Source organism: Chitinophagaceae bacterium, assembly GCA_016699815.1.
In the GTDB taxonomy this organism is placed as follows: Bacteria; Bacteroidota; Bacteroidia; order Chitinophagales; family Chitinophagaceae; genus Ferruginibacter.
The window spans coordinates 901,960-915,837 of record CP065012.1; the positions used below are offsets into that span (position 1 = coordinate 901,960).

The 13,878-nt window shown below is 38.9% G+C and carries 11 protein-coding genes; 5 read left to right on the forward strand and 6 right to left on the reverse strand.

The features are described 5' to 3' along the window. Positions 1-43 precede the first annotated feature (43 nt). From IPO46_03985 to IPO46_03995, 3 genes are all read right to left on the reverse strand, one after another. On the reverse strand, positions 44-1,489 hold the full coding sequence (locus tag IPO46_03985) for an NCS1 family nucleobase:cation symporter-1 (GenBank protein ID QQS63759.1): 1,446 nt from the start codon (positions 1,487-1,489) through the stop codon (positions 44-46). A 57-nt stretch (positions 1,490-1,546) separates the two neighbouring features. Further along, positions 1,547-2,890 carry an aminotransferase class III-fold pyridoxal phosphate-dependent enzyme gene (locus IPO46_03990; protein ID QQS63760.1) on the reverse strand — a complete coding sequence of 448 codons (1,344 nt, stop codon included), beginning with the start codon at positions 2,888-2,890 and terminating at the stop codon, positions 1,547-1,549. 309 nt (positions 2,891-3,199) lie between these two features. Next, positions 3,200-4,657, reverse strand: coding sequence for a CoA-acylating methylmalonate-semialdehyde dehydrogenase (locus IPO46_03995; GenBank protein ID QQS63761.1), 1,458 nt, complete (start codon positions 4,655-4,657; stop codon positions 3,200-3,202). 402 nt (positions 4,658-5,059) lie between these two features. Here IPO46_03995 and IPO46_04000 point away from each other — a divergent pair, with 402 nt between their 5' ends. Both IPO46_04000 and IPO46_04005 read left to right on the forward strand, forming a co-directional pair. Beyond that, complete coding sequence (locus IPO46_04000; protein QQS64316.1) at positions 5,060-5,536, forward strand: Lrp/AsnC family transcriptional regulator; 477 nt, start codon at positions 5,060-5,062, stop codon at positions 5,534-5,536. A 50-nt stretch (positions 5,537-5,586) separates the two neighbouring features. Continuing rightward, positions 5,587-5,988, forward strand: a complete 402-nt coding sequence (locus tag IPO46_04005; protein ID QQS63762.1) for a hypothetical protein — start codon at positions 5,587-5,589, stop codon at positions 5,986-5,988. A gap of 18 nt (positions 5,989-6,006) precedes the next feature. Here the strand turns inward: IPO46_04005 and IPO46_04010 are convergent, their stop codons facing one another. Together IPO46_04010 and IPO46_04015 are read right to left on the reverse strand one after the other, a co-directional pair. After that, positions 6,007-7,179 carry an amidohydrolase gene (locus IPO46_04010; protein QQS63763.1) on the reverse strand — a complete coding sequence of 391 codons (1,173 nt, stop codon included), beginning with the start codon at positions 7,177-7,179 and terminating at the stop codon, positions 6,007-6,009. A 27-nt stretch (positions 7,180-7,206) separates the two neighbouring features. Then, the gene (locus IPO46_04015) at positions 7,207-8,838 is read right to left on the reverse strand and encodes an alkaline phosphatase family protein (protein QQS63764.1); all 1,632 of its coding nucleotides are present in this window, start codon (positions 8,836-8,838) and stop codon (positions 7,207-7,209) included. Between the two features lie 130 nt (positions 8,839-8,968). Between IPO46_04015 and IPO46_04020 the strand changes: the two genes are divergently transcribed. Continuing rightward, on the forward strand, positions 8,969-10,225 hold the full coding sequence (locus IPO46_04020) for a pyridoxal phosphate-dependent aminotransferase family protein (GenBank protein QQS63765.1): 1,257 nt from the start codon (positions 8,969-8,971) through the stop codon (positions 10,223-10,225). Between the two features lie 58 nt (positions 10,226-10,283). Here IPO46_04020 and IPO46_04025 read toward each other — a convergent pair whose 3' ends face one another. Continuing rightward, on the reverse strand, positions 10,284-12,668 hold the full coding sequence (locus tag IPO46_04025; protein ID QQS63766.1) for a transketolase: 2,385 nt from the start codon (positions 12,666-12,668) through the stop codon (positions 10,284-10,286). Between the two features lie 124 nt (positions 12,669-12,792). Here IPO46_04025 and IPO46_04030 point away from each other — a divergent pair, with 124 nt between their 5' ends. Both IPO46_04030 and IPO46_04035 read left to right on the forward strand, forming a co-directional pair. After that, positions 12,793-13,266 carry a DUF1573 domain-containing protein gene (locus tag IPO46_04030; protein QQS63767.1) on the forward strand — a complete coding sequence of 158 codons (474 nt, stop codon included), beginning with the start codon at positions 12,793-12,795 and terminating at the stop codon, positions 13,264-13,266. 31 nt (positions 13,267-13,297) lie between these two features. Continuing rightward, complete coding sequence (locus IPO46_04035; protein ID QQS63768.1) at positions 13,298-13,855, forward strand: DUF1573 domain-containing protein; 558 nt, start codon at positions 13,298-13,300, stop codon at positions 13,853-13,855. The last annotated feature ends 23 nt before the right edge of the window (positions 13,856-13,878 follow it).

Consider the following 13,878-nt stretch of genomic DNA (forward strand, 5'->3'; position numbering starts at 1 on the left):
TGAGTGGCATAATGCAACACGAAAAATTCAAAGATTAAAATAGCTATTTCTTTTGTTTCATTAAAATATAATACAGCAGTGCGCTTACTACAAAACCTACAAACCATGCATAGTTATATAGCTGGCTTATCCAACCCGGAAAAACATTTGCCCCAATTAATTTTATTTGCAGTAAAAACCCCGGCAAGTTGGGCAGTATCCCTAATACCAACGCTACAATGGCTTTTTGGTTAAAACCCTTGCTATAAGAATAAGCACCGGATGTTTTATACAATTCATCCAATTGCAGCTCTTTTTTTCTTATAAAAAAATAATCCACAATCATTATTCCGCCCACGGGCCCAAGCAAGCTTGAGTAAGCAATAAGCCAGGTAAAAATATATCCATTGGGGTCAGCAATTAATTTCCAGGGAAAAATAAGCACACCAATAATACCAGTGATGTACCCACCTGTTCTGAAATTAATTTTTTTAGGCGACAGGTTAGAAAAATCGTTGGCAGGGCTTACAATATTTGCGGCAATATTGGTTGCAAGTGTAGAAATAATAATACCAATCATGGCAGCAGTAGCCATAATTTTATTATCGAATTTTCCGGCAAGCTTTACAATATCCCATTCGGTATTTCCATAAATAATTGCAGTGGCCGAAGTAACAATTACTCCTACAAAAGCAAAAAATGTCATTGATGGTGGCAGGCCGATTATTTGGCCGTTTACCTGTGCTTTTTGCGACCTGGCATATCTTGTAAAATCGGGGATATTTAAAGAAAGTGTTGCCCAAAAACCCACCATACCGGTTAAGGCCGGAAAAAAAAATGTAAAAAACTCCTGGTTGTTTGAAAATTTACTTGGTTGGCTTAAAATGGGGCCAAGGCCTTTTGCGGCAACAATTGCCCAAATTAATAATGCCAAAGCAGCAGCAGGTAAAAATATGGCTTTAAAAACCAAAAGTTTTTTAATGCTGTCCACACCAAGATAAATGATGTACATATTTAACACCCAAAAAACAAAAAAACAAACCATGGGGAAAGCCTGCGGAATTAATGTTGTATTATCTATCCCTGCAAGTGAAGGGAACCATACCCGGAAAATATTGTATAAAGAAGCGCCACCAATCCAGGTTTGTATGCCAAACCATCCACAGGCAACAATTGCCCTGAGCATTGCCGGTATATTTGCGCCCTTTGTTCCAAAACTTGCCCTCACAAAAACCGGAAAAGGAATTCCATATTTTGCGCCTGCATGGCCATTGAGTATCATTGGAATTAATACAATGCAATTGCCCAAAAAAATGGTAAGTACCGCCTGCCACCAATTCATTCCACCATCTATTAAAGAACTTGCCAGCATATAAGTAGGGATGCATAAACTCATGCTAATCCATAAGGCAGCATAGTTCCATGTTCCCCACTTGCGATTGCTGGCAGCAACCGGTGCAAGGTCTTCGTTTATGAGAGAAGAGTTAGTGAAGTCTTGGTGCTCCGTCATGAAATTATTTTAAATAAAAAAATTTGCTCAAAATTTAAAATGTACTATTCAAAACAATTAAACAACATTTTCATCAGCAATTTGTATCGCTTCGCTAATTATTGCAAGGCCTTCATCTATTTGGCTTTTTGTAACAATTAAAGGAGGGGCAACAAAAATAAAATTCCACCTTACAAATGTGTACATGCCCAGTTCTTTAATTTTTGCCGCTACTTTGTTCATTACTGTCATTTCATTGGCATTGGCATTAAATGGCGCTATGGGTTCTTTTGTTTTCTTGTTTTTCACCAACTCAATACATCCCAATAAACCGGTATTCCTAAAATCGCCAATGGAAGGATGCTTCATTTTAAGCTCATCCACTTTTTGTTCCAGATATTTTCCCATTTCCGCAGCCCTTTCAATTAAGTTTTCTTCTTCATATACTTTAATTGTTTCCAAAGCCGCCGCACAGCAAACCGGGTGTGCCGAATAAGTTAAGCCCAAAGGCAAAACAGCATCGTTATATTTTTCTGCAATTTTTTCGCTTACCTGTAAACAGCCAAAAGGCAAATAACCGCAGGTTAATCCTTTTGCCATAGCAATCATATCGGGAACAATACCGTGGTTTTGAAAACCAAACCATTTTCCGGTGCGGCCAAAGCCACTCATTACTTCGTCCATAATAAGTAATATACCATGTTGCCTTGTAATTTCTCTTACTGCTTTTAAAAAACCATCGGGATATTTTAAGCATCCGGAAGTGCCAGATTCTCCTTCGAGCAAAATGGCTGCAATGGTATTGGGGCCTTCGTAAGCAATAATACGTTCCAGTTGTGCTACAGATTCTTTCAGCAAATTTTCTTCCCCATACTCCCAGCGATACAAATACGGTAAATCAAAATGCACAAAGTTAGGCGCCTGGTTTACATCTACGGGAATGCGCCTTGGGTCGCCACCTGCAGAAATAGCACCCATAGTTGCGCCATGATAGGATTGATAACGGGTGATGATTTTATGCCTTCCGGTATAAAGCCTTGCCAGCTTTATGGCATTTTCATTTGCTGTAGCGCCACAAAGCGTAAAAAATGATTTATTTAAATCGCCTGGGCAAATTTCGGCCAGCTTTTTTCCTAAATCGGCCCTTACTTTGGTAACGCAGCTTGGCGATACATAAGCCACCTGCTGCATTTGTTTTACAACGGCTTCTGTAATGCGCTGGTTTCCGTGGCCAATATTAAGATTGATAAGCCCGCTGGAAAAATCGAGGATGCGGTTGCCGTCATAATCATAAAGGTAAACGCCTTCGGCATGTTTCACTGCAATGGGATTGGTACCTTTTTGCCTGCTCCAGCTAAATAATGTAAACTCCTGGGCATCGTTTATAATGTCTGTTGCTTCGGAAATTGTTTTTGTACTCATAATTTTATATTTTTTGTTACCGGCTCTTATTTTTTATGGCATCGGCCTTGCGTCGCACCCTTTTACCAAAAAATCTTTATTGATCATTTCAAAACTTTTGCTCCCTGATGAGATAATTCTTATTGATGATTGCTTCATACGGTAAAATGTTATTGAGCAGTAACCCTGGCCAAATTTTATTTGTGACTTTTGCCTGTTTAATTTTACCTGATGAACAAAGTACAAAAAGTACAAGTGAGTGACACAACAATACTTAATAGCAGTACCACCGCTTGTAACAAAAAAAATTTCGGCTTTCAATTTTTATTTTTAACTCATCCAGTTTACGCCTGCCTCCGGATTCCACTTTGTGGTGCTCTTTTTTAGTTTTGTCCAAAATTCAACAGAGCTTTTGCCGGTAATATCGCCAACGCCAAACTTGCTTTCGTTCCATCCGCCAAAGCTAAAAGGCTCCCTGGGTACGGGCACGCCCACGTTTACGCCAATCATACCTGCGCTTGCATGATCTATGATGTAGCGGGCAAGCCCGCCATTTTGCGTAAACACGCTTGCTGCATTTCCGTAAGGGTTTGCATTTTCAATTTCCAGTGCTTCATCAATAGTGTTGGTACGCATAATGGAAATTACCGGGCCAAATATTTCTTCTTTGGCCACACTCATTTCGGGCTTTACATAATCAATTACGGTGGGGCCCACATAAGTGCCGTTTTCTTTGCCCTTAACAATTGCGCCACGGCCATCTACCAAAATTTTTGCCCCGTCTTTTTCTGCTTGGTCAATATACCTTTCTATTCTCTCTTTACTTTCTTTATTAATTACTGCGCCAAGGTTTTGACCGGGAACAACTTTTTTAGCTTCGGCAACAATTTTTTCAATAATGTGGTCTATTTTTCCTACGCCTACCATTGCGCTTGCTGCCATGCAACGCTGCCCTGCACATCCGCTCATGCTGGCCACCACATTGGCAGCGGTCATATCTTCTTTTGCATCGGGCAAAACCATTAAGTGATTTTTGGCTCCACCTAATGCCAACGCTCTTTTATAATTATGCGTTGCCCTTTGGTACACAATTTTAGCTACTTTGGTAGAACCTACAAAAGATACCGCTTCTATTGCCGGGTGATCGCAAATGGCATTTACAATTTCCACATCGCCATTTACAATATTAAATACGCCATCGGGCAAGCCAGCTTCCTGCAACAGTTCTGCTATTTTCATACAACTCATCGGTACTTTTTCCGAAGGTTTCATAATCATGCAATTGCCCAGTGCTATGGCGTTGGGAATGGTCCAGTTGGGCACCATTGCCGGAAAATTAAAAGGAACAATTGAGGCAACAATACCTAATGGAACATGCTCTGTACGGCATTCTACACCTTTGCTTACTTCCAATACTTCTCCGGAGATGAGCTGCGGCAATGAAGTGGCAAACTCGGTAAGCTCTATACATTTTTCTACTTCGGCAACCGCTTCGCCGAGGGTTTTACCATTTTCTTCCTGCACCAATGCGGCTAGTATATTTAAATCCCTTTCCAGTAAAGTTTTAAATTTAAAAAAAACCTGCACCCTTTCTTTTATGGGCTTTCTGCTCCAGCTTACAAAAGCTTTTTGTGCCACCATTACGGCATCGTTTAAATCTTTTGCCGTACTCATGGGTACGGTTGAAAGCAGGGTGCCATCTATTGGCGAAATAACCTCTAATGCTTTTGCAGTAGAAGCTGCTGTAGGTTTTCCGTTAATGTAATTTTTTAATGGGGGATATTTCATTTGTTGTTATTATTTTTTTAAATAGTCGCTTGTTTTGTCAAAATTTAAAATCCTATGATGCTTGTAAATAGAGCATTGTACTAGTAACCTTTTATTTTTTTTGTTACATAAATTTCGTAAAAAAATTTCTCATTGCCGGTTGGCAAATAAGTTTTTGCCTTACAGTACTGGCGCTTATGAAATTTTATGCCTCATTAAATGAAAATTTGTTTATTTCTACCTGCAATTTATCAAAAATGAAATGTGTTTGATTACATAAATAAAGAACAATAGCTATTGATTTTGCAAAAAAATAAAATAATAATAAATAATTTAAAGAATATATAAACTAAAATTAAAAATACTGCATTTTTTGCAATAAAATAAAAGATTATGCTTATTTTCCCTGACAATTACCACATCATGAGCAAAAATGACGAGAACAGCCTGGATGAGTTGGATTTTAAAATTCTTTCAGAACTTCAGAAAGACGGGAGAATGTCATTTACCGATATGGCAGATAACCTTAGTGTTTCCGTTGGCACCATTAGAACAAGGTTAAATAAATTAATTGCAGATGAAACGGTGAATATTATTGGCAGGGTTAACCCGGATAAAGTGGGATTTATGTGTTATGCCCATATTGCCGTTTTTGTGCGGCCCGCCACGCTTAAAGAAAAAGTTGCCCAAAAAATTGCCAAACTCCCTGAGGTGAGCTTTTTAGCAATGACCAGTGGCGATTACGACCTTGAAGTGGATGTGATGTGCCGGGACAACAACCACCTGGTAAACTTTGTAGATGATATAAGCAAAGTAGAAGGGGTAAACCAAACCAAAACCACCATTTATTTTAAAGTGTACAAATATGCACAGCCCGATTTGAAATTGCTGAAACCTTAAGTATTTCCCCTGCAATATTTTTATTTTTTGCCCGTTCTTTTCGTATGCGGATGCAATTTCTCATTTTAATTTTCCTCATCTTCGGCCTGCAATCATTTGCCCAAAAAAAAGATCCGCAGAATATTATTATACCTACTTATGAACATTGTAAAGAAAAATGGGATTATACTTTTGTAAAAGACACTATTACAGGTTCGGTAATCTATTTTGAAAAAGCGCCATTTGCCTGCGGCAATATTTCCACTGCATCAATAACCATAATTAAAACAAAAAAAGGGGACAGCCTTAGGATAATACAAGTTTGCGATACAACAATCTTTATTTCGTTAAAGCAAATGCTAAGTATAATACCCGATTATACTAACTACAGTAATATAGCTTTGCCATTTAATACCAGTAAAACCGACTGTGAAGTAAAAAAAACAATTTATGGTAAGGTGTGGAAGCCATGATTTTTATAAAACCTAAAGCTAACAACTCACTGCAAGCCAGGCCATCATTCCAATACCGTGTTCAATAGCAGCTTCATCTACATTAAACGTTGGGGTGTGCACACCGCTGGTAATTCCTTTTGATTTGTTGGCAGTACCTAGCCTGAAAAAACAAGCCGGTATTTTTTGAGCGTAAAAAGCAAAATCTTCAGCGCCCATTCTCAACTCGGTTTCAAATACTTTTTCTTTGCCGGCAAATAATTCAGCTTGTTCCCTTGCTTTTTGGCTCAGCATTTCATCATTAAATACGGCAGGATAACCCACATCAATAGTAATATCTGCCACAGCACCCATAGATGCTGCGGTTTCAACCACATACTTTTTTATGATATTATGTGCCGCAAATCTCCATTCTTCATTCATAGCCCTGAAAGTGCCCATCAATTTAACTTCGGATGGTATTACATTGGTTGTTGTGCCACCCTGGAATGAGGTAATAGATAACACCGATGGATTAAAGGGATTGTTATTGCGGCTGATGATTTGCTGTAAACCGGTAACAATATGCGCAGCTATGAAAATAGGATCGGCGGTGAGCTGTGGTGAAGCAGCATGGCCACCCCTTCCTTTTAGCGTAATGTAAATTTCATCGGCACTGGCCATTACTATCCCGCCCCTAAAGCTAAACTCCCCTGCTTCAATAACGGTATGAACATGCATTGCGAAAATTTTTTGCGGGGCAGGATTTTCCAAAACACCTTCCTTTATCATTATGCTAGCACCACCCGGGTTTTTTTCTTCGCCGGGTTGAAAAATACACTTAACCGTTCCGTCCCATTTATCTTTTGTATGCTGCAAAATTTTTGCTGCGCCAAGCAGGCAGGCGCTGTGCACATCGTGGCCGCAGGCATGCATAACCCCAATGTTTTTTGATTTATAATCAACTTCATTTTGCTCCGTAATGGGTAATGCATCCATATCTGCCCTTAAAGCAATTACCCTTGAAGCCGGGTTTTTACCTTTTATAATTGCCACAACTCCTGTGGTAGCCATTACGGTATATTCTATACCAATATCTTTTAATTGCTGTTGAATATATTTTGATGTTTCAAATTCCCTGAAACTTAGCTCAGGATTTTCATGCAAATACCTCCTGAATTTTACCAGGTCATTTTTAAACTCTTTTGCCAGCAATTTTATTTCATCAATCATGTATCGAAGTTAATTGAAACAGTAAGTTTAATTTACTATTTCTTGCAATACTTTTCCTACGCATCCGCTGGGCATTTGAATTTTGAGCAAAGCGGCCACCGTTGGCGCAATATCGGTCATATATACTTCTTTATGTGTGGCGCCGGGCTTTATGTGCCAGCCATACCAAATTAAGGGAATATGCGAATCATAAGGGTTCCACATACCATGAGTTGTACCTTTTGAGCTGCCGGAAAAATAACCTGGCTTTATTATATAGTGAATATCGCCGCTTCTTAAAGCATTATACCCGTTTATTAACCTTGTATGCAGTGGTTCAGGTATTGTAGTTACCAAAATTTTTTGGGTTTCAAAAACATCTGTAACAAATGGAAATTTCCTTACTTCTTCCATTATTTTTTCTTTTACCAAATTGGCATCTTTACCTGAATGGCTTATTGCTTTCCTATCGAGATAAAGCTGGTAATTATCGGAGTTGAGGATAATTTTTTTAATGCCAAACGCAGCTTCAACTGCATCATTTATTTGATTTACAAAGCTTTTATTATCAAATACTGCACCGGGCAGTTTGTGTGCATTTAAATAAGCTGGTATGTGGTTTACGGCATGGTCGGCAGTGAGAAAGATCAGGTATTTTTCTTTTCCAATTTTAGCATCCAGAAATTGTAAAAAATGGGCAATATCCCTGTCGAGTCGCAAATAGGCATCCTCAATTTCCAATGAATTGGGGCCGTTTCTATGGCCAATATAATCGGTGGAAGAAATGCTTACCGCTAAAAAATCGGGTACTGTGTTTTGCCCGAGTTTTTCATTTTCAATAGCGGCTTCGGCAAAATTAAAGGTATAGGTAGCCGCAAATGGTGTGGTTTTAAATGCAGCATATTTTTCTTTTTTTTCTATTGCATTTAAATCATACGGAAAACTATTATTTTTTTGCCCGTGATAAGTGCCTTCAAAATCGTTGGCATCGTTATCGCTTTGCAAATACTTTTGTTTATCGAGCAGGAGGTTCCAGTCTTTGCTCATATATTGAGCAACTTCATCGGCATTATTTATTTTTTTAACCCATGCCGGCAGTTCGTTCATGTAATAACTGCTCGAAATCCATTTGCCTTCTTTATCATCGTACCAATAAGCGGCATTGGCGCTATGGCCTGCGGGCAATATACTTCCTCTGTCTTTAATGGACACCCCAATTACTTTACTTTTAAAATTGGTACTAAGCCTTAGTTCATCGGAAACTGTGGTTACCCACATATTTACCGGGCTCATTTTTCCCTGGCTGGTATTGGAGCCTACAGTGGTTACAGTTGAATCATCGGTGCAATAAACTTTTTTACTTATACTGCGCTCATACCAGTTATTACCAGCAATTCCATGAATGGCAGGCACGCTTCCTGTATATACGCTGGTATGCCCCACTGCTGTATAAGTGGGCAAATAAGGTATATAGGTATTTTCAAAACTATAGCCATTATTAAGCATTCTTTTAAACCCATCATTGCTGTAGTTATTACCAAACCGGTAAAGGTAATCCCATCGCATTTGGTCTATTACAATACCTACAACTAATTTTGGGTTATCTTCTGCATTTTGGGCGTTTGCATTTTTAAAGAAAAAATTAAAGCAAACAATAAATAGTAAAATATTTTTAACCATATAAACTCCTGTTTTATGGCAAAGTTAATTGAATGTGCATGGAAAAATAATGGATTCACTAAACCGCTTGGAAGCAATTCCCTAATTTTGCAACAATTTTCTACTTCACATATTTTAATAATTATATAATATGGCAGATATATTTGAAAAACTGATACAGAACAGCGGACCAATTGGTCAGCACATGGAAAGGGCACATGGATATTTTGCATTTCCCAAATTGGAAGGGGAATTGGGGCCAAGAATGAATTTTAGGGGAAAAGAAATGATTGTATGGAGCCTGAACAATTATTTAGGCCTGGTAAACCACCCCGAAGTGAGAAAAGCAGATACGGAAGCTGCAGCAAAATATGGGATGGGCAACCCAATGGGCGCAAGAATGATGAGTGGCAATACTGCTTTGCATGAAGGGTTGGAAAAAGTGATCAGCCGTTTTGTAAAAAGAGAAGATGCCATGTTACTAAACTTCGGTTACCAGGGCATTATGAGTTGTATTGATGCCCTCTCCAACAGGCGTGATGTAATTGTATATGATGCCGAAAGCCATGCCTGCCTTGTAGATGGCATTCGCCTTCACATGGGCCAAACTTATGCTTTTAAACATAACAATATTGCCGATTGCGAAAAGCAATTACAACGTGCCGTAAAAATGACAGAAAAAACCGGTGGAGGAATTTTGCTGATAACAGAAGGCGTATTTGGCATGGATGGCGAGCAGGGAATTTTAAAAGAAATTGTTGCTTTAAAAAAGAATTACCCGTTTAGGTTATTAATAGATGATGCACATGGCTTTGGTTATATGGGGCCTACAGGCGCAGGTGCAGATGAAGCACAAGGTTGCCAGGAAGGAGTGGATTTATATTTTTCCACTTTTGTAAAAAGCATGGGAAGTATTGGCGCATTTATTGCCGGGCCAAAAAATATTTTGATGTATTTGCGGTATAATGTACGGTCGCAAATTTTTGCAAAGAGCCTGCCCCTTATTATTGTAGATGGAATGCTTAAGCGAATGGAAATGTTAAAAACTATGCCTGAGCTAAGGGAAAAACTATGGAGTAATGTAACTAAACTCCAGGCCGGGCTTAAAGAACGGGGTTTTGATATTGGCAATACCAACAGCCCTGTAACACCTATTTATATGAAAGGTGATGTGCCGGAGGCTACACAAATGGTAATGGACCTCAGGGAAAACTATCATATATTTTGTTCTATAGTTGTATATCCAGTAATTCCAAAAGGAGATATAATTTACCGCATTATACCTACTGCAGCGCATAGCGATGAAGATATTGAACTTACCTTAAAAGCTTTTGAAGCCACAAAGAAAAAATTGGATGCCGGTGCATATAAAGCAGAAAAAATACCGGATATGGCTGAGAAAGGCTAGTAAAGTATTTTTAAACTTTTATTAAAGTGAGCAAAAATACAATAGCCTTAATTTAAAATTATTCTGCCATCATTTCTTTTACCACACGTACAATGTCTTCCGTGTTTGGCTTGCCAAAATAATCTCCGTCGCTTCCGTAGCCGGGCCGGTGTGCTTTTGCCGTAATGGTGCGTGGGCTTACATCCAAATGCCTGTATCCACCCTGCTCTTCCATTACTTTATTGAACATAAATGCTGCAGCTCCTCCGGGTACATCTTCATCAATAAATACAATACGGTTAGTTTTTTTAAGCGAAGAAACAATATTATGGTTAATGTCAAAAGGCAATAGTGTTTGTACGTCTATTAGTTCGCAACTAATACCTGCTTCAAGGAGCGTATTTGCAGCTTCTTCAACAATACGCAAAGTGGAGCCATAACTTACCATCGTAATATCATCACCGGGGCTTAAAATTTCAGGTACACCAAGCGCCACTTTAAAATTCAATAAATTAGCCGGCAGTTTTTCTTTTAAGCGATAGCCGTTTAAACATTCTACAATTATTCCGGGATCGTTGCTTTGTAATAAAGTATTATACATGCCTACCGCCTGAACCATGTTTCTGGGCACACACACATACATTCCTCTTAGTGCGTTTATTACAACACCCATTGGGCTGCCGCTATGCCAAATTCCCTCCAGCCTGTGGCCACGGGTTCGCACAATTAAGGGTACACTTTGTTGCCCTGCTGTTCTAAAATGGGTTGTGGCCACATCGTCACTTAAAGGCTGCAGGCCGTAAAGCAAATAATCCAGGTATTGAATTTCGGCAATTGGCCTCAAACCCCTTAAAGCAAGGCCAATGCCCTGGCCAATAATAGTAAGCTCCCTGATGCCCGTATCAAAAATGCGGCGCTTGCCATATTTTTCCTGCAAGCCGCTAAATCCCTGGTTTACGTCGCCAATCATACCGAGGTCTTCACCAAAAGCCAATACCTTATTATTACTGGCAAACAAAGCATCAAAATATTTATTTAATACTTCAAAGCCGTTAATTACCGGTGCATCTTCAGCATATTCTGCCAAAACAGCTTTCACTTTTAAGGCCGATTTTTCGCCCTGGTTGTATAAATGGCTATCGTAAATACCTGCTGTTTTATGCAACAAGTTTTGATAATAATTTATTAACTGTGGTTGAATGGTACCATTTATTTCGTGAAGATGTACGCAGGTTGCCAGCGCTTTTAGGATATCTCTTCTTAATGGCTCTTTTAATGCCCTGAGTTCAGAAATAATATTTTGGATTTGTTCAATCCCAGTTGAAGAAGATTGAATTTGTTGAACGGCTTCATCCAGCATTTGTTTTACGGGAGCAATATATTTTTCCCAGGCGCTATGCCTGCTATCTTTTACCTGTTGCTTTGCTACTTCTTCAATTTGCTTTAATTCGTCTTCCGATGAAAGTGCGTTGGCCAGCAACCAATCTTTCATTTGTTTTATACAATCCCATTCTTTTTCCCAGGCCAGCCTTTCGGTGGTTTTATAACGTTCATGGCTGCCTGATGTAGAGTGGCCTTGCGGTTGGGTTATTTCTTCTACATGAAAAAGTGCAGGCGTATGTGTTTCTCTTATTTTTTGAATTGCCGCTTCCAATACCTCACACATGCCTGCATAGTCCCAGCCTTTTAACTTGTAGATATCCAGGCCGTTGGTATCTGGATTTTTTTGCATACCTGCAAGGGCATCAGAAATAGAACTTTTTGTTGTTTGAAATTTTTTTGGAACCGAAATCCCATAACCATCATCCCATATAAATACAGCAATGGGAATTTTAAGAACACCTGCAGCATTTATGGTTTCCCAAAAATGCCCTTCACTTGTAGAAGCATCGCCAATGGTACAAAAGCAAACTTCGTTACCATTATTGCTTAAAGTGCCGTATTGCTCAAGTTCCGGTATATTACGAAAGGCTTTTGAAGCAAAAGCCAAACCCAGGCCACGTGCCATTTGCCCAGCAGTAGGTGCAATATCAGATGATACATTTTTTAAATTTGCAAGAGGCAGCCATTGGCCATTTTCATCAACAAATTTTGTTGCAAAATGGGCATTCATTTGCCTGCCAGCACTAAAGGTGTCGTTGTTTACATCAGGGTCGGCATACAATTGAGCAAAAAACTGCTCCACTGTAGCAAGGCCACTGGCAAACATAAAAGTTTGGTCACGGTAGTAACCACTACGAAAATCTCCAGGTTTAAAAAACTTGGCCATAGCTACCTGGGCAATTTCTTTTCCATCTCCAAAAATGCCAAATTTAGCCTTGCCAGTTAATACTTCTTTCCTGCCTAACAGGCTGGTTTCCCGGCTAATACAAGCCAATCTATAATCATCCAGCACTTCGTTGCGAAATTTATCAAAACTTAATTTTTCAATTATTGAGTTGCCATTTTCTATACTGTTTCCCATACGCTTTCAAGAATTTATGTACAAATTTACTTAATTGTCGGCTTTTGTTAAAAATCTGCTAACTGGCTTACAAATTAGTAAATTTTAAGTGCATTTATTATCTTTGATTCCTTAAAACACTTAGATGAAAAAAATTTTACTCATCGCTATTATTTGCGCCACAGGTAGTTTTGCCTTTGCCCAAAAGGATGACCATAGTGGCCATAACCATGGAGCCACACAGGAAACCTCCAAAGCTACAGTTGACGGTATTCAGATTAAGGAGCGGGAATTTGATTTTGGAAAAATTCCACAGGGTAAGCCTGTAACCCACATTTTTGAAGTGGTGAACAGCAGTAATGCTTCCTATAAAATAGATCATGTACAGGCAAGTTGCGGTTGTACCACCCCGGTTTGGGACAAAGATAAAACCCTTGCCCCCGGAGAAAAATCTATAATTACCGTTGGTTACAATGCTGCTGCAGAAGGCCCTTTTACTAAAACAATTACGGTTACTTATAATGTCAATCAAAACAGCGCTTTTCAAATAAAAGGTGAGGTATGGAAAACCCCCGCAAGCAGCGCACCGGCCAATGAATCACTTAACGACCTGAATTAATATCAAATAAATTAAAAATAAAAATAAGAACATGAAAAAATTACTTTTTACTGTTGCAGCATTTTCTTTTGTAGCATTTTCTTATGCCCAAAAAAAGGCCGATGAACTGGGTAAATTCAAATCAGAAACAATTGATATGGGTAAATTACAGCAAGGTACACCTACTACTGCTATTTTTACAGTTGCCAATATTGGCAATACGCCTTTAATTATTGAACAAGCTAACCCAACCTGTGGTTGCACCATTGGTGATTATACCAAATCTCCCATTGCCCCGGGACAAAACGGTGAAATTAAAGCTACCTATAATGCAGTAGGTGTTGGTCATTTTGAAAAACGCCTTACGGTAAAATTTGCTGGTGCAGATGATATGAAAAGTATTACTATTAAAGGCGATGTTTTAACCAAAGAAGAATATGCAAAATTAAATGGTTCAAACTCCGGCACACCTGCAGCTACAAATACAGTTGCACCAAAATTGCAAAATGCAACTCCTGCTCCTGTAAAAAAAGATGCAGCATCAGACAAACATTCAATGAAGAAAGCCGTTAAAAAAACTTCGGCTACTTCAGTTGCCCATAGCAATTAATTTCTAATTAATTAATATAAAAG

Excerpts from the sequence above, each read along its gene's own strand:
- IPO46_03985 (QQS63759.1), bottom strand. The coding sequence starts at position 1,489 with ATGACGGAGCACCAAGACTTCACTAACTCTTCTCTCATAAACGAAGAC.
- IPO46_03990 (QQS63760.1), bottom strand. The coding sequence starts at position 2,890 with ATGAGTACAAAAACAATTTCCGAAGCAACAGACATTATAAACGATGCC.
- IPO46_03995 (QQS63761.1), bottom strand. The coding sequence starts at position 4,657 with ATGAAATATCCCCCATTAAAAAATTACATTAACGGAAAACCTACAGCA.
- IPO46_04000 (QQS64316.1), top strand. The coding sequence starts at position 5,060 with ATGAGCAAAAATGACGAGAACAGCCTGGATGAGTTGGATTTTAAAATT.
- IPO46_04005 (QQS63762.1), top strand. The coding sequence starts at position 5,587 with ATGCAATTTCTCATTTTAATTTTCCTCATCTTCGGCCTGCAATCATTT.
- IPO46_04010 (QQS63763.1), bottom strand. The coding sequence starts at position 7,179 with ATGATTGATGAAATAAAATTGCTGGCAAAAGAGTTTAAAAATGACCTG.
- IPO46_04015 (QQS63764.1), bottom strand. The coding sequence starts at position 8,838 with ATGGTTAAAAATATTTTACTATTTATTGTTTGCTTTAATTTTTTCTTT.
- IPO46_04020 (QQS63765.1), top strand. The coding sequence starts at position 8,969 with ATGGCAGATATATTTGAAAAACTGATACAGAACAGCGGACCAATTGGT.
- IPO46_04025 (QQS63766.1), bottom strand. The coding sequence starts at position 12,668 with ATGGGAAACAGTATAGAAAATGGCAACTCAATAATTGAAAAATTAAGT.
- IPO46_04030 (QQS63767.1), top strand. The coding sequence starts at position 12,793 with ATGAAAAAAATTTTACTCATCGCTATTATTTGCGCCACAGGTAGTTTT.
- IPO46_04035 (QQS63768.1), top strand. The coding sequence starts at position 13,298 with ATGAAAAAATTACTTTTTACTGTTGCAGCATTTTCTTTTGTAGCATTT.